The sequence below is a fragment of the Krasilnikovia sp. M28-CT-15 genome (assembly GCF_047159595.1).
GTDB lineage: Bacteria > Actinomycetota > Actinomycetes > Mycobacteriales > Micromonosporaceae > Actinoplanes.
In genome coordinates this window covers 5,104,038-5,123,164 of the sequence record NZ_BAAGAK010000001.1, presented here as the reverse complement: position 1 = coordinate 5,123,164, position 19,127 = coordinate 5,104,038, and the positions used below count along the sequence as shown (strand labels likewise).

At 70.0% G+C, this 19,127-nt stretch carries 19 protein-coding genes and 1 pseudogene; 10 read left to right on the top strand and 10 right to left on the bottom strand.

Going from position 1 to position 19,127, the window contains the following annotated elements; all coding sequences use genetic code 11:
* Nucleotides 1-20: 20 nt before the first annotated feature.
* Nucleotides 21-242 (bottom strand): hypothetical protein, encoded by a 222-nt coding sequence (locus ACMCNO_RS23490; protein ID WP_412751618.1) that lies wholly within the window; start codon nucleotides 240-242, stop codon nucleotides 21-23.
* A 245-nt stretch (nucleotides 243-487) separates the two neighbouring features.
* Here ACMCNO_RS23490 and ACMCNO_RS23485 point away from each other — a divergent pair, with 245 nt between their 5' ends.
* Nucleotides 488-829: an STAS domain-containing protein gene (locus ACMCNO_RS23485; RefSeq protein ID WP_412751617.1), complete on the top strand. Its 342-nt coding sequence runs from the start codon at nucleotides 488-490 to the stop codon at nucleotides 827-829.
* 29 nt (nucleotides 830-858) lie between these two features.
* Here ACMCNO_RS23485 and ACMCNO_RS23480 read toward each other — a convergent pair whose 3' ends face one another.
* Complete coding sequence (locus ACMCNO_RS23480; protein WP_412751616.1) at nucleotides 859-1,401, bottom strand: DUF421 domain-containing protein; 543 nt, start codon at nucleotides 1,399-1,401, stop codon at nucleotides 859-861.
* Nucleotides 1,402-1,646: 245 nt separating this feature from the next.
* Between ACMCNO_RS23480 and ACMCNO_RS23475 the strand changes: the two genes are divergently transcribed.
* Nucleotides 1,647-2,075: a response regulator gene (locus ACMCNO_RS23475; RefSeq protein ID WP_412751615.1), complete on the top strand. Its 429-nt coding sequence runs from the start codon at nucleotides 1,647-1,649 to the stop codon at nucleotides 2,073-2,075.
* A gap of 407 nt (nucleotides 2,076-2,482) precedes the next feature.
* Here the strand turns inward: ACMCNO_RS23475 and ACMCNO_RS23470 are convergent, their stop codons facing one another.
* Nucleotides 2,483-2,668, bottom strand: a complete 186-nt coding sequence (locus ACMCNO_RS23470) for a hypothetical protein (RefSeq protein WP_412751614.1) — start codon at nucleotides 2,666-2,668, stop codon at nucleotides 2,483-2,485.
* Between the two features lie 1,198 nt (nucleotides 2,669-3,866).
* Here ACMCNO_RS23470 and ACMCNO_RS23465 point away from each other — a divergent pair.
* Both ACMCNO_RS23465 and ACMCNO_RS23460 read left to right on the top strand, forming a co-directional pair.
* Nucleotides 3,867-4,397, top strand: coding sequence for a hypothetical protein (locus tag ACMCNO_RS23465; protein ID WP_412751613.1), 531 nt, complete (start codon nucleotides 3,867-3,869; stop codon nucleotides 4,395-4,397).
* Nucleotides 4,398-4,534: 137 nt separating this feature from the next.
* Nucleotides 4,535-5,062 (top strand): STAS domain-containing protein, encoded by a 528-nt coding sequence (locus tag ACMCNO_RS23460; RefSeq protein ID WP_412751612.1) that lies wholly within the window; start codon nucleotides 4,535-4,537, stop codon nucleotides 5,060-5,062.
* A gap of 147 nt (nucleotides 5,063-5,209) precedes the next feature.
* On the opposite strand, the gene ACMCNO_RS23455 is transcribed toward ACMCNO_RS23460, so the two are convergent.
* On the bottom strand, nucleotides 5,210-5,677 hold the full coding sequence (locus ACMCNO_RS23455) for a hypothetical protein (RefSeq protein ID WP_412751611.1): 468 nt from the start codon (nucleotides 5,675-5,677) through the stop codon (nucleotides 5,210-5,212).
* 186 nt (nucleotides 5,678-5,863) lie between these two features.
* Between ACMCNO_RS23455 and ACMCNO_RS23450 the strand changes: the two genes are divergently transcribed.
* Entirely contained in the window at nucleotides 5,864-6,235 is a 372-nt protein-coding gene (locus tag ACMCNO_RS23450; protein WP_412751610.1) for a DUF1330 domain-containing protein, read from the top strand.
* A 25-nt stretch (nucleotides 6,236-6,260) separates the two neighbouring features.
* On the opposite strand, the gene ACMCNO_RS23445 is transcribed toward ACMCNO_RS23450, so the two are convergent.
* Nucleotides 6,261-6,812: a proton-conducting transporter membrane subunit gene (locus ACMCNO_RS23445; RefSeq protein ID WP_412751609.1), complete on the bottom strand. Its 552-nt coding sequence runs from the start codon at nucleotides 6,810-6,812 to the stop codon at nucleotides 6,261-6,263.
* A 199-nt stretch (nucleotides 6,813-7,011) separates the two neighbouring features.
* Between ACMCNO_RS23445 and ACMCNO_RS23440 the strand changes: the two genes are divergently transcribed.
* Complete coding sequence (locus ACMCNO_RS23440; protein WP_412751608.1) at nucleotides 7,012-8,394, top strand: SigB/SigF/SigG family RNA polymerase sigma factor; 1,383 nt, start codon at nucleotides 7,012-7,014, stop codon at nucleotides 8,392-8,394.
* Nucleotides 8,395-8,406: 12 nt separating this feature from the next.
* On the opposite strand, the gene ACMCNO_RS23435 is transcribed toward ACMCNO_RS23440, so the two are convergent.
* A complete protein-coding gene (locus ACMCNO_RS23435) occupies nucleotides 8,407-10,080 on the bottom strand; it encodes a phytoene desaturase family protein (RefSeq protein WP_412751607.1) in 1,674 nt (557 codons plus the stop codon).
* A 167-nt stretch (nucleotides 10,081-10,247) separates the two neighbouring features.
* Here ACMCNO_RS23435 and ACMCNO_RS23430 point away from each other — a divergent pair.
* Nucleotides 10,248-10,427: pseudogene (locus ACMCNO_RS23430) on the top strand (hypothetical protein); the annotation flags it as partial.
* Between the two features lie 305 nt (nucleotides 10,428-10,732).
* Here ACMCNO_RS23430 and ACMCNO_RS23425 read toward each other — a convergent pair.
* From ACMCNO_RS23425 to gnd, 3 genes are read right to left on the bottom strand one after another with little or no spacing between them, the layout of a single operon-like run.
* Nucleotides 10,733-11,854, bottom strand: coding sequence for an AI-2E family transporter (locus ACMCNO_RS23425; protein ID WP_412751606.1), 1,122 nt, complete (start codon nucleotides 11,852-11,854; stop codon nucleotides 10,733-10,735).
* Nucleotides 11,851-13,218: a DUF2254 domain-containing protein gene (locus tag ACMCNO_RS23420; protein ID WP_412751605.1), complete on the bottom strand. Its 1,368-nt coding sequence runs from the start codon at nucleotides 13,216-13,218 to the stop codon at nucleotides 11,851-11,853. Before ACMCNO_RS23420 ends, ACMCNO_RS23425 begins: the two co-directional genes overlap by 4 nt.
* Nucleotides 13,215-14,297, bottom strand: a complete 1,083-nt coding sequence (gene gnd, locus ACMCNO_RS23415) for a phosphogluconate dehydrogenase (NAD(+)-dependent, decarboxylating) (protein WP_412751604.1) — start codon at nucleotides 14,295-14,297, stop codon at nucleotides 13,215-13,217. Before gnd ends, ACMCNO_RS23420 begins: the two co-directional genes overlap by 4 nt.
* A gap of 598 nt (nucleotides 14,298-14,895) precedes the next feature.
* Between gnd and ACMCNO_RS23410 the strand changes: the two genes are divergently transcribed.
* Nucleotides 14,896-15,621 (top strand): response regulator, encoded by a 726-nt coding sequence (locus tag ACMCNO_RS23410; protein WP_412751603.1) that lies wholly within the window; start codon nucleotides 14,896-14,898, stop codon nucleotides 15,619-15,621.
* Between the two features lie 86 nt (nucleotides 15,622-15,707).
* On the top strand, nucleotides 15,708-16,349 hold the full coding sequence (locus tag ACMCNO_RS23405; RefSeq protein ID WP_412751602.1) for a carbonic anhydrase: 642 nt from the start codon (nucleotides 15,708-15,710) through the stop codon (nucleotides 16,347-16,349).
* A 196-nt stretch (nucleotides 16,350-16,545) separates the two neighbouring features.
* On the opposite strand, the gene ACMCNO_RS23400 is transcribed toward ACMCNO_RS23405, so the two are convergent.
* On the bottom strand, nucleotides 16,546-16,989 hold the full coding sequence (locus ACMCNO_RS23400) for an SRPBCC family protein (RefSeq protein ID WP_412751601.1): 444 nt from the start codon (nucleotides 16,987-16,989) through the stop codon (nucleotides 16,546-16,548).
* 92 nt (nucleotides 16,990-17,081) lie between these two features.
* Here ACMCNO_RS23400 and ACMCNO_RS23395 point away from each other — a divergent pair, with 92 nt between their 5' ends.
* On the top strand, nucleotides 17,082-19,112 hold the full coding sequence (locus ACMCNO_RS23395; RefSeq protein ID WP_412751600.1) for a glycogen debranching N-terminal domain-containing protein: 2,031 nt from the start codon (nucleotides 17,082-17,084) through the stop codon (nucleotides 19,110-19,112).
* Nucleotides 19,113-19,127 lie beyond the last annotated feature (15 nt).

Sequence of the window (19,127 nt, the reverse complement as noted above, 5' to 3'; positions counted from 1 at the left end):
GCTGGTCCTGGCAGCCGAAACTAGCAGCTTGTCACGCTGAGGAACCTACGATGAGGGTCGGCACGGCGGACCCGCGGCGACGACGGCTGGCAGCGTCGCTGGCGTGTGGCCGGAGCTGCCAGCGCACCCGTGACGACCGCGACCACGAGAGCCGCAGCGCCGACGAGAATGACCCAACTCACCGAGAAGAAGACGCCGAAGCCGGCGGTGAGCACGGCGATGACGGCGATGAAGGTACGCACGCTGCCTCCAGTGATCACTGTTTCCCCGGTCGTTCCAGCCTGACGCGCCCGGTGGTGGTCTCGACACGATCGTGTGACACGTCCACGACGATGCCTCAGCGACAGCTCCAGGCCGCCACTCGGCGCCTTTCATCGATCCGTCACGTGTTCGCGGAGGGAGCTCCATGCCCACACGGCAAGGTCGGAGGTACCGGGACGCCGCACGTGAGGAGAACACCGTGGAGCAGTGCCGTATCCAAGTGCGAATGGTCTTCGACGCCTCGGTCACGGTGGTCGAACTGCACGGTGAGATCGACCTCGGCGCGGTCGAGACACTGCGCGAGCGCCTCCACCACGGCATCGAACGCGACACCGACATCGTGGTCGATCTCGCGAACGTCACGTTGATCGACTGTGCCTCGCTCGGCGCTCTCGTCGAGGCGCGCCGCTTGGCTGGCCGCCGGGGCCACCAACTGTGCCTGGCAGCACCGAGGACCGCGATTCGGCGTACGCTGACCGCCACCATGCTCGACGCTGTCTTCCCCCTCTATCCGGATCGTCACAAGGCGATCGGCGACATGTCCGCCACTCCGGCCGTTCAGCTCTGATCGCCGTGCGCGGACGCGCGAGCGTATGGTCACGCACTCTCCGCGGCCGGCTCGTTCCGTGGACGGGCAGCGTCGACGTCCCACAGCGCTGAACGGGCACCGGCCTGCTGCTCGGAGATGACACTGAACGTGCCGTCGGTCTCCAGCACCACCGCGGCGACCGCGCCGAGATCGCCGATGCCCTGAGATCGGACGGCCTGATAGATCTCGTTGTCGGTGACCCGCTGCCGGCGCATCGCGTCGACGAGCAGTTCACCGTCGCGCACCAGCAACGTCGGCGCCGATTTCAGGGCCTCGCGCAGCGGCGACCAGCGCACCGACAGCCAGGTGGCGGCGAATTGCAGGACGACCAGCAGGACCAGCGCGGCGGCGCCCTCGGTGAACGACACGTCGGTGGACAACAGGATGGTGGCCAGCGTCGACCCGAGAGCCACCGTGACGACCAGGTCGAAGGCGTTCATCTTGGCCAGCGTGCGTTTGCCGGACATCCGCAGGACGGCGATGAGCAGCAGGTAGGTGAGCACACCGATGAGGCTGATCCGCCCCAGGTCTGCCAGCTTGTCGAAGAACATGCACCACTGCTTACCCCGTCGGCGGGTTCACCGCTCGGCGCGGTGAAACAACGGCCGCCCGGCGGCACGATCTGACCTGAGCGACTCCCGGCGTGCCGGACGTCAGCAACCGCCTGGCGCGCTGGGAGGGCGAGGCGGAGGACTGAGGGTCTTCCGTCATCCGATCGTCATGAAGTCGTGCGGAAACCGTGCAGAAGCGAGCCTAAAGTCGGCCGAATGCTCGCTGACTGATCGGGGGAGAGTCGTTGACGGGGGCCGACACGGTCGAGTTTCTTCTGGTCCAGGACGATCCCCCTGAGGAGCTCTACATCCGGGAGATGCTCGAGACTCACAAGGTCCTGAACCGGGTTCACATCGTTCGCACCGTGCCGCAGGCCCTGGCCTTCCTCCGCCGGGATCCGCCGTACGCGCATGTCCCGGCGCCCGACGTCATCCTGCTGGACATCAATCTGCCGGGCCGGGACGGCCGTCATCTGCTGCGCCATCTCGGGAATCATCCGGCGGCCGTGATGCCGGTGGTTCTGCTGGTCGACTCGCCCGTCGCCGAGCGCATCCTGCGCCGTGAGAACCTGCCGGTGCAGGGGTATGCCACCAAACCCGTCGATCTGGCGTGCCTCAGCAGCGTCGTGCGGTCGCTGGATTCGCTGGCGTTCGTGGTGCTCAAGCTGGACTGATGTCCGTTCCCACGGAGGGGGCGACCGAAGTGCCGGCGTAGCACCTGGTGCTGGGCTCCGGCCGGACGGCATTGCTCGGCTGCACCAATGCTTCCACCGTGACGGAGCCGGCGTGGTCGAAGGTGAAGGTGACTGGGATGGTGGTGCCCGCGAGGATCTCCCGGTTCAGCGCGAGACGCTGGACGTGGTAGGCGTCGAACGGGGGGACGCCGGATAGTGCCGTCGCCGGGTTGGGCTGGACCGGCCGAAGCGTCAGGGCCGGCACGGCGGTGCCGGTGCCGTCGCAGTCGGCATCCCAGTAGATCTGCGTCGTGCCCGGCGACCGGGCTGCGCACCGTACGCAGCACGTCGGCGGTCGCTGCCTGGTTGAAGACGGTGAACCAGAGCCGGGCCTGGTCCCCGGGCTGCTACCGCACGTCCGGTGGTGCGTCCACGTGCGCCCCGATCAGCCGGACGGGACCCACGCGCGCGTTGGCTCCCATGATGCTTTCCTGGAACGGCGCCTGGGGGTCGCCGGGAATTGCCTGCGGGTCCTCGGTCTGGCACCCGCTCACCGCGGCCATCGCGACGATCGCGGAAACGGTCGCGGTCACCGCCCTTATCTTCATCATGGCGAACGACCTATCTCCTGGAGAGATGCGACTCTCCTGGAGAGATGCGACATGGCGCGCGACGGCGCGGTTTGTGCGGTGACCGGTACTGGTCGGGCGGGTATGCGGGATGACTGTGACGGCGCGTTCTTCCCGCCACCCCAGACCTTCCCGACTCTGCTCCTACCGGGGCGGCGGAGGTGTCCATGAGGTCGGTGAGATCGTGGCGGCGGGGCTGCTCCTGTACCTGTGCCGCGGGGTGGACGAGCACGACACTCGTGTCGTCGGTGGCGGCCTGGGCCGACCCGGATCGCAGGGCGTCGAGCCCGCGTCGATGTCGACCAGTGGGGTGACGACGACGGCGTCCAGGCCGTGGTGAACCACGACGGCGTAGGCCGGACCCTGGGCCGGTGTGGGCGAGTCGCGGACCGGGGGAACCGGCTCCGTGGCGCCGTCGGCGCACCGGGGGCAGTTGTGGGGTCCGCCCGCGACGGGTGAGCCTGCCCAGCCGGCGTGGGCGACCAGCGGCCAGACCACGTCGCTGTCGTTGGTGAAGCCGGTGCGTTGTCGTGCTCTCCGCATCGGTCGCAGATCAGGAGCGCGGTTCCCGCGGTGCGCGGTACGACTGTTATCGGAGCTTGCCTGTCTCGTTGTGGCCTCCGCCGGTCCGCGGTGAGGGCAACGACGATCATGCTGAGGCCGGCGAGGATCAGCTGGAGCGCCAATTCCACGGGGCTCACCGGGGAGTCGTCCACGCCGGCGAGGCGGGCGACGACGGTGCCGAGCACGGCGGCGCCCACGCCGGCTGCCACGGGCAGCCAGAACGGCACGCTGCGACGGGCCGGCACGAGCCGACCGGCCAAGGTGCCGAGGACGAGGCCGATCATGACGGCGGAGAGCAGACTCGTCGCGGTCACTGCGGCACCTCCCCGCCCGCCGTAGCCAGATCCGTCCGGTGTCCGTCGCTGAGCGACAAGCCTCGGACGATGTGGATCCCGCTGCCGTTCACCACACCTCCACGCGAGAGGTTGCGCTTGTGTCGACCAGACTGCCGGGCGCATGCGGCGGTAGGCCCCCGGCTTCGTGACAGTTAAATGACAAGGGTGAACCGACGGTCGTCCGTGGCCCGCACGCTGTGCAGTCACAGGATTGACATGGTGCCGTGCGGCTTTCGCCGAGTGCCGGACGTACGTTCGCTGCTATGGACCCGCGGACAGGACGAACGACGGCGATCGCTGCGGGCGTCATTCTGCTGACGGCCTTGACGGCGGGCTGTGTTGTCACGTCGGTCCGGTCGGCGGGGGATGACAGCTCGATCACCGGCCCCGAATGGAAGACGACGGCGCGCCGCGGCGCGGGCGCCGCCACCGCGGCAGCGCCTGCCCAACTGACCGGCGTAGCGGTCGAAGACCACGAACGCTACGACCGCGTGGTGTTCACCTTCGACGGCGAACGTCCCGGCTACCGGGTCGGTTACGGGTCACCGGCGGGTCAGGCGGGCGATCCTCGACTGGTGGTTACTCTCAGTAACACGGAGAGCCGGAGTGAGCGCCGCCTCGAGCCGCACCTGCCGACGGTGCGTGGGGTTCACCAGCTGCCGGCAGCCGCCGGCGTGGTGGATACGGTGGTCACTCTCGACGCCGGGACGGGGTCCGACCGGGTTTCCTTCCGCGTCGGCCTGTCCGTGGGACAGTTCTACGTCGACCTGCCGCATGCCGACGAGAAGCCGTAACCGTGGCCTCGACCGTTGTGCGAGGTCATCGGGCGACGTGGCCATGACTGCGGTGGCGGCAGGCGCGGGCGTGCATCTCATCTGTCGCGGGTGTGGAAGCGTCGCTGCCGCCAGCGGGTGCGGGCTGCACGACGCGCATGTGGTCTACGTCGCCGTCGCTGAGATCGGCTGGACCGGTTCTGCCTTCGCCCGGGGTCCCCACCGGTGTGCAACATGCGAGACCCGTTCGTCGCGCGGCCCGGTCCCGGTGTCGTCGCCGGGAGAGCCGAACCCGCACGACGGGGCGGGTCTCGCGGCAGCTGACCCGGGCGGCGTGCCTGGTCCGGGCCGTCGGTGATCTGGACATCGAGGTCGCCGGGGACCTGCAGGCGGCACTGGACACGGCCGTGACGGAGCATGCGGTCGTGATCGTGGACCTCACCCGTACCGCGACGATCGACCCCATCGTGATGGGTGCTGTCCTGCGAGCGCGGCGGTCGGCCCTTCAGTGCGGCGGCGAGGTGCTGCTGGCGGCGCCGTCCGAGCTGATGCGCGCGGTCTCGCACGCCATGCGCCTGGCCGCGACGACACCCACCTTCGGCACCGTCCCGCAGGCCATATCCGCGGCGTGCGCCTTGCCGGCGCTGCCGCTCCGTGGCCGGGCACCGGACGAGCCGGTCCACTGATGTGCCGGCCACCGCCGCGGGTATGCACTCCACGGCGCCCGTTGTGGCTGGCGTGGCGGCTGTTCTCGAGCCACCCGGCGGGGCACCCGATCGTGCCGGCGCGCCCGCGCAGCCGTTCCCCGCGGCGGTGACACCGCACGGGCCTCGTCACCGCGGCGGCACCGGCACCGGTCTCTTGTCGTGTTCCGCGGCCGCCCACGAGCGCACATCGTGCGCGACCAGCACCTTCCGGCCTTCGAACCGGTCATACGACGGCGCGGGGGCCAGGACGAACCGCCCGCGGAAGCGCTCGAAGGTGAAAATGTCGATCGTTCCGGCGACGGTCACCAGGTCCCGAGGGTGCATCGACGTCAAGCTTCCACCGAGCACCAGCAAACCGTCGTCGGGCAGATCGACGTCGTGCACGACGAAAGACGAGGCCGTCAGGACCCGGACCACGACAGCGGTGAGGGTCAGACGATCTCCCACGTCACTCGCCTCGATGGTGTTCATGATGGTGGTCCTCGTGGGGCGGGGCTCTGGATCATCCCCGCCGGACAGGCTGCACGAGCCTGACAGCAGGCAGGATGCGAGCAGAAGCGAGACGAGCATGGTGCGTTGTGCGAGGCGATCCATGTCACCACCACCCTGAGACACGCAGAAAAGCACCCTTCCAGACTTACCGCGTCCGATCCTGTTCAACCGCGGCGCGCCATTTCGTTGCGTCGTCGTCACGGGCGCCGCGGGTCGGCGGCCACCTCGCACCCGCGGAGATCCGGATAAGATCGGGGATCGAGGTACGGACGTCGAGGAGGTAGCCGCATGGCCGTCGACCCGCGAGGCGAGGACCTCAAGAACTTCCTCCGGTCCGACCCCGGTGGTCCCGTCGTCATGCTCAACCTGCTGCGCTTCGCCGACGGCGGCCGCGAGTCCTATGCCGAGTACGCGCGGGTCCTGCGGGAGACTTTCATGCCTCGCTACGGCGCGAAGGTCCTGTACGCCGGCGACGGCAACGACGCCCTGGTGGCCGAGGAGGGTCAGCAATGGGACGCGGTGCTGCTCGTGCGCTACCCGAGCCGGGAGGCGTTCAGCCGTATGGTGGCCGACCCCGAGTATCAGCGCGTGACCAGGCTGCGCACCGCTGCCCTGCGCGAGGCGGTGCTGCAACCGACCCGCCCCTGGTCCGCTTCCTGAAGCAGCGTGAGGACCGTCTCGGCGGTCAGCGGATGACGGCGTGGCCGACCGCGTCGATCACCGGGCCGGCGTCGACACCGACGACGACCGTCGCGCCTGCGGCGATCACTGCGACCACGGTCGCCGGGCGAGTCCGATCCTTCTCGGAGGCCAGGTGCCCAGGCGTGCCCGTGAAGGCGGGACGTAGCCAGCGCAGGTAGTAGAACAGGCTGACCACCGTGTTGGCAGCGGCCAGCACGACGAGCCAGCCCATGCCGCCGTCCCAGGCGGCGCTGAAGACGGTGAGTCTGCCGGCGAACACGGCGGTCGGTGGCGTGCCGACCAGGCCGAGCAGGCAGACGACCAGGGCGGCGGTCAGCCAGGGTCGCCGCCGGGCGAGCGCTGATAGTCGTCGAGCGTCCGCCGGTCGGGCACGGCGGCTACGACGGCGAACGCGCCCACGTTGGTGACCGCGTAGCCGACGAGGTAGACGAGCAGAGCGGGCAGCGCCCGGGCGGTGTCGCCGGCCGTTTGGCCGGGGAAACCGGGGGAACAACTCTACCGAGCTCGTACCGCGGCGTCGAGACAGCGGCGCCATGCGTCCCACGGACGCGCCTGACGGACGGGCCACGACAGCCGGTGTCGTAGGCGGTCCCGTGCCGGGACCCGGTCTCCGCCGGCCGGTCGACCGTTTCCTGACGTGGTCTGCCCACGCCCTCATCGCTCGCCGGACGCGCTGCGGCGGGCTTCTCCCTGTCGCTTGGAGGAGATTCGTGACTCTCCGGGATGCTGTTGCCGTGCCTGCGCCCGCTGGTGACCAGGCGCAGTACGGCTCCGTCGACGACACGGAACGCGCGACGGCAGCCCTGTTCCGGCGGATGGACGAGGCAGCGCCCGACGGCGACCAACGGAGCCGAATCCGTACGCGGATCATCGAGCTGAATCTCCCGCTCGCGACCCGCCTGACGTACCGGTACCGCAACCGGGGCCAGAACGCCGATGACCTGCGTCAGGTGGCCGCGCTGGGGCTCGTCAAGGCGGTGGACGGGTTCGATCCGGCGCGCGGCAAGCCGTTCTTCGGCTATCTCATCCCGACGGTGACCGGAGAGCTCAAGCGTCACTTCCGAGACCACGGGTGGGATGTGCACGTGCCCCGTCGCGTGCAGGAGCGGTATCTCGCGGTCGCCCGGGCGCAGTCCGCGCTCACCCAGCGCCTGCGGCGGGCGCCCAGCGTCGCCGAGATCGGTGCGGCACTCGAGATCGCCGATCAAGATGTGATGGAGGCGCTCGGCGCCGCCGCCGTCTACGACGTGAGCTCCCTGAACGCGAAGGTGTCCGGCGATGACGACGCCGCGGAGCGACAGGAGTTCGTCGGCGCGGAGGACGGTGCCCTCGTGTCGATGTGCGACAGGCTCGTCCTGCGCGAACTGGTACGGGACCTGCCGGAGCGGGACCGTCGCATCCTTCGCCTGTACTTCTTCGGGGACATGACCCAGGAACGGATCGCCGCGGCGCTCGGCATGTCGCAGATGAACGTCTCGCGGCTGCTGCGCCGGATCCTCGACCGGCTCCGCCATGGGCTCGACGACCGGGTGGAGACACCCGCCGAGCCGTCGCACACGAGCACCGGCATCAGCGTGGACGACACCCGGCAGGCGTCCGTCGTGACAGTTCACGGCGATGTGGAGACGTCGGCGCTGCGCCGCGCGCTCGTGGACGCGGTCGTCTGTACCCGTCGCGGACGCGTCGTCGTGGATCTGCGGCAGGCGGCGACGGCGGGAACGCAGACCGCTCGGGCGCTCGTCGACGCATACCAGGCCAGCGGTTCCAGCGGTGCCCGGCTCGTCGTGGTCGACGTGCCCCCGGAGCTGTACCACGTCCTGTGCCGACTCGGGGTGACCCGGCTGGTGCCGTGCCGGCCGCTCCGTGCCCCGGCGGCGAGCGCGCCGCATACCGAGCAGGACGTCCGCGACCAGGTCGCTCACCCTCTGACTCACCCGTGCAAGCTCGGCGGCGCCGCCGTGGGCCGGAGGGTCCTGCCCCGGCCGAGGCGGATCCCCACGATCGCCGATGTCCCGCCATCGACTCTGCGGCGGCCCGCGGGGGCGCGCCCGGCGTCGGTGGCCGTCTGCCGGACGATGACCGGCAGACGGGCCGGGCGCCGGACCAGGGCGCCGTGACGGCCCTGCGGGTCAGTCGCCCGGCAGGGACGCTACCGGCGGGGGCAGCACGCCGCGGTCGGCGCCCGAGTACATCGTGCGCAGCGCCAGCCGTACGCTCGTCGACCGCACCGAACCGCGCCACCCCGCGTGGAGCAGGGCGGCCTTGGCGGCATTGCGGCCCGGGCCTCCGTGCACCCCTCCGCCGGGGTGCGCCCCGGCGGAGGCCAGGTAGAGGTTGCGGATGGGGGTCTCGGCTCTGCCCAGGCCGGTCACCGGCCGGAAGATGAGCTCCTGGAACAGTTTGGTGGTGCCGCCGTTGATGGCGCCGCCCACCAGGTTGCCGTCGGCGCCGGACAGGTCGCCCGGCGTCTGCACCAAGCGCCGGGTCACGAGATCCCGGAAGCCCGGTGCGTAGCGTTCCAGAAGGTCCTCCACGGTTTGCACCTGCTGCCCTACGGCCGCCCGATCCTGGGCCAGATTGCGGGGGATATGGGTGTACGCCCACACCACCTCCGTGCCGCGTGGCGACCGGGTCGGGTCGGCCGTGGTCATCTGGCCCAGCAGGACGAACGGCCTCTCGGGCCGGCGGCCGGTGGTCAGTGCTGCGGTGTAGTCGGTGAGGCCGTCCAGGTCGGTTCCCAGGTGGACGGTGCCGGCGCGGCCCGCATCCGGGGCCTTCCACGGCACCGGCGCCGACAACGCCCAGTTGAGCTTCAGCGTGGCCGGATCCCACATGAACCGGCGCAGATCCTGCTGGAACCGGCTCGGAAGGTGAAGCTCACCGACGAGTTCCCGATACAGCGTGGGCACGTCCACGTCGGCCAGGACGGCCCGGCGGGCCAGCACGATCTCCCCGCTCCGGGTGCGTACGCCGTGGGCCCGGCCGTGGCGTACCAGGATACGCTCGACCGGCTGCCCGCACCGCAGTTCTCCGCCGGCAGCCCGGAGTCGGCGGATCAGCGCCTCGGTGAGCATGCCGGAGCCTCCGCGCGGCACCGGGAAGCCGTACCGCTGGCCGACCATCGTCATGAGCCAGCCGAAGATCGCGCTGCCCGGCTCGTCGGCGGACATGTCGGAGTGCAGAGCCGTGCCAGCAAGGAGCAGCTGCGCTCCCTCACCGCGGAACTGTTCCCGGCCCATCCGGCGCACCGGCAGGGTGGCGAAGCGGGCGAAGCGCGCGGCGTCGGCGGCGCCGAGCCGCCGGAGCAGGTCGAGACCGGACCGTACGGGCGGGAACGGCTGGAAGAGCGCGTCCAGCACCGCGTCGCCGACCCGGTCCCAGCGGTGCACCAGGTCGCGCCAGGCCTCGCCGTCGCCGCGGGCGAACGCGTCGACCGCCGCTGCGGTCTCCTCGAGGTCCCGGGACAGGATCACCGACCGGCCATCGGGCAGCAGGTGCGCCAGCACGGCCGGTGCGTGCGACCACTGCAGCCCGTGCTCCTGGAGCTGGAGCCCGCGTAGCACGGGAGAAGCCGCACCGAGCGGATAGAAGGCGCTGAACAGATCGGCGGTGTACCCGGGGCCGAGGACCTCGGCTGAGCGGACCGCGCCGCCGGGGGTCTCCTCCGCCTCCAGGACCAGGACGTCCCATCCCTGATCGGCGAGGAGGTTGGCGGCTACCAGGCCGTTGTGTCCGGCGCCGACGATGACGGCGTCGTAGCGCGGTGGGCGGCTTCTGCGGCGCGGGACGGCATGTGATGTCACGCGACTGTGCCTGCCCCGTCCGCCGCCGGCTACACGGTGACGGGCAGGGTCGGCGGGGGCCCGGATCAGGAAGGCGGCGCCGGTCGGACCGGAACGCCACGCGGACACCGTTTGGCGCCGGGGTCCGCGGGTAGGTGCGCGCCCTCGACACAGGGTTTCCGGTGGCGGTGCGTGAGACGTTTCTGCCGTGGCCGGCGATACGGCAGGCGCTCGCCGCGATCGGCCAGGGGGACCGGTCCGGCCGCGGCAGAGCCGTTCGTTCGCGGGCGACGGACCGGCTGCAGCCGCGTACCGACACCGCGGACCGGGTGGTCGGCAGCGTGTGCCCGTACTGCGCGGTCGGGTGTTCGACCGCGCCGGGGTCGGCGCCGTGCCGGGGGTCCACGCCGGCGCGCAGGACAACACGACGGCGGGCCGCTGGTACCGGCTTGCCAGCCGGCGCAACGCGGTCCGCGTCAGCCGGGCCGTCCTCCTGGTCAACGGACCCGCTCCGGCAAGCGACGATGTCGTCAGAGTAGCGTCGAACACCGTCGAGGCGACCATGATCACGCCGGCGGTCACAAGCGCCGCATCCATCCAGGTCACCTCGAAACCTCCGCTGCCCCGGTCCGCCCGTGTCGTGCAGGGGCGCTACGTTGACCGGGTTCCGGCCTCATCGGGCGCTTTCAGCGCCTGCGCGCGGTGGAGTGGGACTGTCCGCCGAGTCGTCGGCGGTCTCGGGGGGATCGTCGCCGGGATGTCCGCCGCGATAGCTGAGGACGGCGTGGTAGACGACGGCGCAGGCCGGCACCGCGATCAGCGCGCCGGCGATGCCCGCCACGAGGGTGCCGGCGGTGACCGCGAGCAGGGTGACCACGGGGTGCAGGCGCACTGCCCGGCGCATGATGATCGGGTGCAGCAGGTTGCCCTCGGTTTGCTGGACGACGATGACCACGATCAGGACGATCACCGCATCGCGGGTGCCGTTGGTCACCAGGGTGACCAGGGTCGCGGCCGCCCCGGCAAGCGTGGCGCCGAGGACGGGGACGAAGGCCGCCAGGAACGTCAGAACGGCGAGGGACATGGCCAGCGGGACGTGCAGCACGAACAAGGCGGCGCCGATGCCGACGGCGTCGACGGCGGCCACCATCACGATACCGTGGGTGTAGGAGCTGAGCGTGTGCCACGCGGTTCGCCCGGCCCGGTCGGCGTCCGCCCGCCGTGATGCCGGAACCAGGCCGGTCAGCCAGGTCCACATGCGGTCGCCGTCGCGCAGGAAGAAGAACAGCAGGATGATCGCCAGAAGGACAGCGGCCAGCGTCTCGGTGGCGGTGGTCACGCCGGCGTAGGGACTGGGCAGGGCGTTGCGCAAGCCCCGGACGACGCGGGCGGCGATATCGTCGACTTTCGCGCGGTCCAGTCCCGGCACCGTGTCCACCAGGGTCCGGCGCAGCCGGTCCGCGCCCTCGACGATCTGCACCTGCAGATCGTCGAGCTGGTCGGCGGCGCGGCGACCGATCCAGTACGAAGCCGTGGCGAGCACCGCCAGCAGCCCCACGACCCCGCTGAGCGCGGCGATCGAAGCGGGCAGCCCGATGCGCTTCAGCCGGGCGGTCAGGGGACCGATCAGCGCCGCCACCAACAGGGCCGCGATGATCGCCATCGTCAGGGACGCGACGAGGATCAGCACCCTCATGATCACGTAGCCCGTCAGGGCCAGCACCAACGCGCAAGCCGCGACCGTTGCCGTACGCACAAGGTGCTGAAAGGGAGTCCGGCTGTCCCGAGAGGTCATGGGGCTGATCCGTCCTGCTGCCACCGTCCGACGAGGGCGTGGCGCACTCGCTGGATGTCGTTGCGGAGTAGCTCGTTGTCGTCGGTGTCGAAGTTCTGGTGCGTGACGGTGTCGACGAGACGCTCGAGGTGGCCGGCCACGGCCGCGTGCTGCGCCGTGCCGACGGCGGACCAGGCGACCTCGCGGAGCATGGTGGCGAGTCGGGACAGGACGACCGGGTCCGCGGCGCCGTAACGGCGTGGTTGAGACACCGCCAGCTCCAGCAGCTCAGCGAAACCGGGCCTGCGGAGGACCAGCCGGATGTGGCCGTCGGCGTCGCACAGCAGGCGTGAGCCGAGGTTACGACCGGCCAGCTCACACATCAGCACGGCGATGTGGCCGAGGCCGTGTACGGCGGTGGTGGGGTCGTTGACGCCGGGGGACAGAGCTTTGACCACGACGTCGACGAGTTGCCGTAGTCCGAACGCGACGTCCTGTGCGGCCGTGCGTTCGAAGCCGGTCCACACGGCACGGTGGACGCATGTGGCCAGAGCCGCACGCTTCGACTCCGGCAGCACGCTGCTACCGTCCACGGGCCAGGCCCGGGCGATGGGCGTGCCCGCGACCAGAGAGTCTCCGGGCAACCGGTCCACCAGCACGACCGCCTGGTTGTCCACGGCTGCCGCGAGCAGCGTTCGCTCGTCGATGGCGTTCAGGAAGCCGGATCCGTCGGCGCAGAGCAGTACGGCGTGCTCCGGCGCGGTGGGAGGCGCCGCGGTGGCGGTGATCGCGGCCGTGGTGTCGTGGTGAAGGACCCGACGTATCGTCGCGTCGGTCTCGGCATGGACCCGGCGCATGATCCACTCCACTCGGATCTGCCGGGACAGGTGGGCAAGGAAGACGACGAGCGTGAGTACGCACACCAAGGCTAGGAGGAACGCCACGGTGACCGAGATCTGCGGTACGAACGCTGCCTGCCCCGACAGCGAGGCGCGCACGGTACGCAGGACCGTCAGGGCATAGGTGAAGGTGGCGAGCAGGAGACCCAGGCTGACGTGAACCACGCGGTCGCGGTTGAAGGTCCGCAGCAGCCGGGGCGAGAACTGGCTGCTGGCAAGCTGCAGGGTGACCACGGTGAGGGAGAACGTCAACGAGGTGACCGTGATCAGTGAGCCTGCCACCGCCGACAGCACAGTCCGTGCCGCCTCCGGGCCGCCGCTGAACAGGTAGGCCGTGACCGAGTCGGGCAGCTTGTCGTCGAGGCGAGCGTCGAGGCGAGGCAGCACGACCCCGAGCATGACCGCGAGCGCGACGCACAACGACGGTACGGGCCACAGCTGCGTGCGCCATGGGTCACTGAGCAAGGTCCAGCGCTGACGATTCACCACTGTCCTTCCGCGGGGGCTTCGATGACCGGGCGTCGTGCGGCCGCGACGCGTGGGGCGTTAACTGGCTGGCTTCTCGGCGTGGCCGCCGAAGTGCTAGCGCATGGCGACAGCGTCCGGCTGGCGAAGTGGTCGAGGCCGCGTGAGCTGAAACGAGACGTGAGCGCGCTCAGCAGAACCGGGGCGGGCACGCCCTCCTCGATCGCGGCGATGGCGGTCCAGCGGCCCTCACCCGAGTCGGACACCCGTCCGGAGTAGTCGCGGAGATCAGGCTCTTCGACCCGGGCCGTGGCGGTGAGGTCGAGCAGCCAGGAGGAGATGACGCTGCCACGGCGCCAGACCTCGGCGATCGCGGGGATGTCGACGTCGTGCCGGTAGAACTCGGGATGCGCGAGCGGGGCGGTCTCCGCGTCGGCCTGTCGGCTGGTGGCGCCGATGCCGGCGTTACGCAGGACGTTGAGCCCTTCGGCGTAGGCGGCCATGAGGCCGTACTCGATGCCGTTGTGCACCATCTTGACGAAGTGGCCGGCTCCGGGTGGGCCACAGTGCAGATAGCCGTGCTCTGCCTCGACGGGCTCCGGACCACGTCCGGGCGTTCGCGGTGCGGCCGGCACCCCCGGCGCGATCGCGGCGAACAGGGGCATCAGCCGCTGGACCGTTTCGGCGTGGCCACCGATCATCAGGCAGTACCCACGGTCGAGGCCCCACACCCCGCCGCTGGTGCCCACATCCACGTAATGGATGCCGTGCTCGGCGAGGACCGAGGCGCGTGCGATGTCGTCGCGGTAGTACGAGTTGCCCCCGTCGATGAGCACGTCGCCCGCGTCGAGGCTCGCACCCAGCGTGTGGACGACCTGGTCGGTGGGCACGCCGGCGGGCACCATCACCCACACGGCCCGGGGCTGCCGCAGCGCTCCGCTCAGGTCGTCGAGGGAATCGCAGCCCGTCGCGCCCTCCGCGACGAGCGCGGCGACGGCTTGGGCGTCGGTGTCGTACACGACGCATTGGTGACCCGCGGCCATCAGCCGACGGACCAGATTGGCGCCCATTCGACCGAGCCCGACCATGCCCAGCTGCATAGTGTCGTCCTGTCGCTCGATGTGGCGTGATGGATACGACTCACCGTGCCCGCGGCACCCGTCACGAAACCGTCGACCGCGTAAACGTCACAGCACTGTCATGAGCGCGCTTCGGTGGCCACTTTCGTGCATCACTGCACCTCTCTGGGCGCGAGAGACAGGCACTGTGACCATCAGCCGCCGGAAGCATGACAGTCGTGTGACAGTCGCCGCGGTCGTCATGGCAGAGTGGGCCGATGGACGGCGTCGAGAAGCCCCAGCACCGGTCCGCCGCCGAAGAAGATGTCGTCGGGGCGCTGTTGGCCACCAGCCGTGTTCGTCGGGTTAGCGGCGCGCTATCTGGGCGTTGTCGGCGAGGACGTGACGCTGGCCCGCACGGCGCTGACGAGCGAATCAACCGCGTCCATCACACCCTGATCGGTCGCCCCCGGTGCCCCCGGACCCGGCCGGCGCGACGAACAGCCAGCCCTGCCACGCGGGGCGTCGCCTTCCTGGCTGTTGTGCCTGGCTCTGCGTGAACGGGCCGAAACTCCCTCACCCCGCAGGACACTCCCGGTGGGGGCCTCACCATGACCATCACACTGCCGCGGAGCACACCGTGACCCGCGTCCTCGTCGTCGACGACGACCCGCAACTCGTCCGGGCACTGCGGATCTCCCTGACCGCGGGCGGCTACCAGGTCGCCACCGCATCGGACGCCACCACCGCTCTCACCCTCGCCGGCCGCACCCCACCCGACCTGGTCATCCTCGACCTCGGTCTGCCCGACCTCGACGGCGTCGCCGTCATCGAAGCCCTCCGCGGCTGGTCATCCGCCCCGATCATCGTGCTCACCGCCCGGCACCATGAACCCGCCAAAGTCGACGCCCTCGACGCCGGCGCCGACGACTACGTCACCAAACCCTTCGGCATGCCCGAACTTCTCGCCCGCATGCGAGCAGCGCTACGCCGCGCCACCCCCGGCGCCGACAGCACACCGGTCGTGCAGACCACCGCGTTCACCGTCGACCTGTCCGCCAAACGGGTCACCACCGCATCCGGCGACGTCCGGCTAACCCCGACCGAATGGCATCTGCTGGAAATCCTGGTCCGCGAACAAGGACGGCTGATCACCCAGAAACAACTCCTGCACCAGGTATGGGGCCCGGGCTACGACACCGAAACCAACTACCTACGCGTCCACCTGGCCAACCTGCGCCGCAAACTCGAACCCGACCCGGCCCAACCCCGCTACCTCATCACCGAACCCGGCATCGGCTACCGCTTCACCACCGACCAACCCTCGATCACCACAAACGGGTCGACTGCACGCCGCGATCTGTGAGACGAACGGATCTCCAGGCGAAGCGGCTGCCGGTAAACGTCCCCCGCACCGCCGCAGTGCGGCGTGTCGACGGCTAGGCTGCCGCCATGGCGGAGATCAAATCCCGGACGCCTCAGGAAGCCTTCGAGCTGCTGCTCGCCGGTAACCAGCGCTTCGTCGCGGGCACCCCAGGGCACCCGAACCAGGACGCGGCACGCCGCGCCGAGATCGCACCGGGGCAGCGGCCGTTCGCGGTGCTGTTCGGGTGTTCCGACTCCCGGCTGGCCGCTGAGATCATCTTCGACCGTGGCCTGGGCGACCTCTTCGTGGTACGCACCGCGGGCCACGTGATGGGCGCGGAGGTGATCGGCAGCATCGAATACGGGGTGGACGTGCTGGACTGCCCGCTCGTGGTGGTCCTCGGCCACGACTCGTGCGGCGCGGTGGGCGCCGCCTGCGCCGCGCTGGAGGACGGCATGGCGCCGGCCGGGTACGTCCGGGACGTTATCGAGCGGGTGACGCCCAGCGTCCTCGCGGCGCGGGCCGCCGGTCGCGTAACGGCCGAGGAGATCCTGGCTGAACACATCAGGCACACCGTTGACCTGCTGTTGGATCGCTCTCGCGTGCTCGCTGAACGGGTCGCCGCCGGCCGGGCCGCCGTCGTGGGTCTGGGCTACCGCCTGGCCGACGGCAGCGCCGAGATCGTCGCCGCCCGTGGTCTCGAAACCACGGCCGGATTTTCGGCATGACCGAAGGGGGTGGAGACCAACCACCCCACCTCCATCGCGGACGACCCGTCGGTTACTGCCATCGCGGATGGGGGTCGGCTGTCTGGTCTCCCATTCCTAGGCGGTGATCGTGGTGTCACGGCGCGGCGTGCCGCCACGTAGCTGCGGACCAACGGGCCTGAGCACGACCCGTGGCCGAGCAGACAGTGTCCGGCTGTCATGGCGCCGGCGTCTCGATGATGCGCCGCAGTTCGGCGAGGTCTTTCGCGTTGGCGCGCCGCATGGCCGCGGCCAGCACGGGCGTCGCGATCCGCGCGAACCCACTGGGATTTCCGCGGTTGCGCAGCGTCATAAGCGTGCCGATGTCGTGCGGCCGCCACGTGTAGGTGGTCTCCATGGGGAACGGGCCTTGCGCGGTGCGCATCACCAGCCGTTGCCCGGGCAGGAGTTCGACGATCTCGTACGTGTATGCCAATCGTCGCCCCATGAAGTGCGCGACGAAATCCAGCCGTGAACCAACCGAGGCCGGCGGAGGTGTCTGCCACCGTACGGACTCGATGTTCGCATACCACCGCGGGGCGTTGTCTGGATCGGCCGCGTACGCCGCCACCCGGCCCGGCGCGGCATGAATCACGATCTCGGAAGTCACGTCGACAGCCACCTGGCCAGTGTCACGCGGTCCCACGCCCGGAAAGCACAATTCGCTGAGCGTTTGGTTCCCGCCGAGGCGGGCATGCACGCCAACGTTCATCCGTGCCGGGTTCGCGCCGCAACCGGGAGGGGGCAGCTGTGGAGCCTCGTCAGGTCAGCGTGCTTGAAGGGAGCACGTTCATGGTCAGTGATGTTCGCGGTGACGTGCATGCTGGCCGAGACGAACCGGCTGGCCTGTTCTATCGCGACATGCGTCATCTGTCCCACTGGACGCTGCTGCTGAACGGCCGACCACTCGAAGCGCTGCACGGGGAGGCGGTCGAGTACGACGAGGCCGTGTTCTATCTCGAAGAGTCGACGGGCACGGTCTATCGCAATCCCACGGTGTCAGTACTTCGGCACCGATGCGTGGGGGAGGGGGTACAGGAGCGACTGGAGATCACCAACCACGGTACGGCGGCAGTGGCTATAGAGGTGAGCCTCCAATTCGACGCCGACTTCGCCGACATCTTCGAAGTCAAGGACAAGGTGGCCAAGACGGGCCATACCTTCCGGCGCGTGTCCACCGATCACGTCACGCTGGGCTACGAGCGGGCTGACTTCCGGCGGGAGACGCGTGTGCACGGTGCAGACGCGTTCCACACCGCCGGGTCCCTCCACTTCCAGGTCGATCTTCAGCCCGGCGGCCGGTGGTGCCGTCAGATCGACATCACCGTCGCCACGCAGGCCGGCAGAGTGGAGCTCAAGCGGGAACGGCGACCGAACCTGCCGGTGAGTCTGGACGCGTGGATTGCCGGCGCACCCGAGCTGGAGACCGACTCCGACGATCTGCGCCGTACGTATCGGCGAAGCCTCGTCGACCTCGCCGCGCTGCGCTTTTTCCCAGACATCGCGCCCAACGCCTCGCTGCCCGCCGCCGGCCTGCCCTGGTACATGGCGTTGTTCGGCCGGGACAGCCTCATCATCAGCTTCCAGGCGCTGCCGTTCCTCCCGGAGCTCGCCCGGACCACACTACGGACGCTGGCTGCCCGGCAGGCGCAGGAGGTCGACGACTTCCGCGACGCCGAGCCGGGCAAGATCCTGCACGAACTGCGTCACGGCGAGCTGACCCACGTCGGCGAGCGGCCACAGTCGCCCTACTACGGCTCCGCCGATGCCACACCACTGTTCCTCATCGTGCTCGACGAGTACGAACGCTGGACCGGTGACACGGACACGGTCCGGGAACTCGAACCCGCCGCGCGGGCGGCGGTGCGGTGGATGGAGGAGTTCGGCGACCGCGACGGGGACGGATTCATCGAGTACGCGCCCCGAAATCCCGACACCGGCCTGGTGAACCACTGCTGGAAGGACTCCTGGAACTCCATCCTTCACCCCGACGGACGGTTGGCGAGCCTGCCGAGGGCGACCTGCGAGATCCAGGGGTACGCCTACGACGCCCGCCGGCGCACGGCGCGCCTGGCCCGGGAGGTGTGGCGCGACGACGAGTTCGCCGAGCGCCTCGAGCGTGACGCCGACCGCCTCTTTGCCGCATTCCAGCAGGCATATTGGCTAGCCGACCAGTGCTTCTACGTCCTGGCTCTCGACGGCTCAAAACAGCCGGTCCGTACCCTGACCTCCAACATGGGGCACCTGCTGTGGAGCGGCATGGTCGCCGCTGAACACGCACCCGCGGTGGCGTCGCACCTGATGGGGGAGCGGATGTTCTCGGGTTGGGGTGTGCGCACACTGGCGACCGGCCAACCGGCCTACAACCCCGTCGAATACCACAACGGCACGGTCTGGCCACATGACAATGCGTTCATCGCTGCCGGTCTGGCTCGCTACGGCTGTACCGAGCAGGCGGCGCGCATCGCCTGGGCGGTGCTGGAGGCTGCTGCGCCGTTGGGGTTCCGGCTGCCGGAGGCGCTCGTGGGCGCCGATCGTGCGGATACCAGGGTCCCGGTGCCCTATCCCTCGGCCTGCTCACCGCAGGGTTGGGCCAGTGGTACGCCGTTGCTGCTGATCCGCACGCTGCTCGGAATGGAGACGACCGCCGACGGCTTGTGGGTGAATCCGACCCTGCCGCCAGGCCTTCGACGCCTGGCACTGCGTGGTGTGCCGACCCGGAACGGGCGAGCAGATGTCGGCTGAGCACCGGAGCAGCCC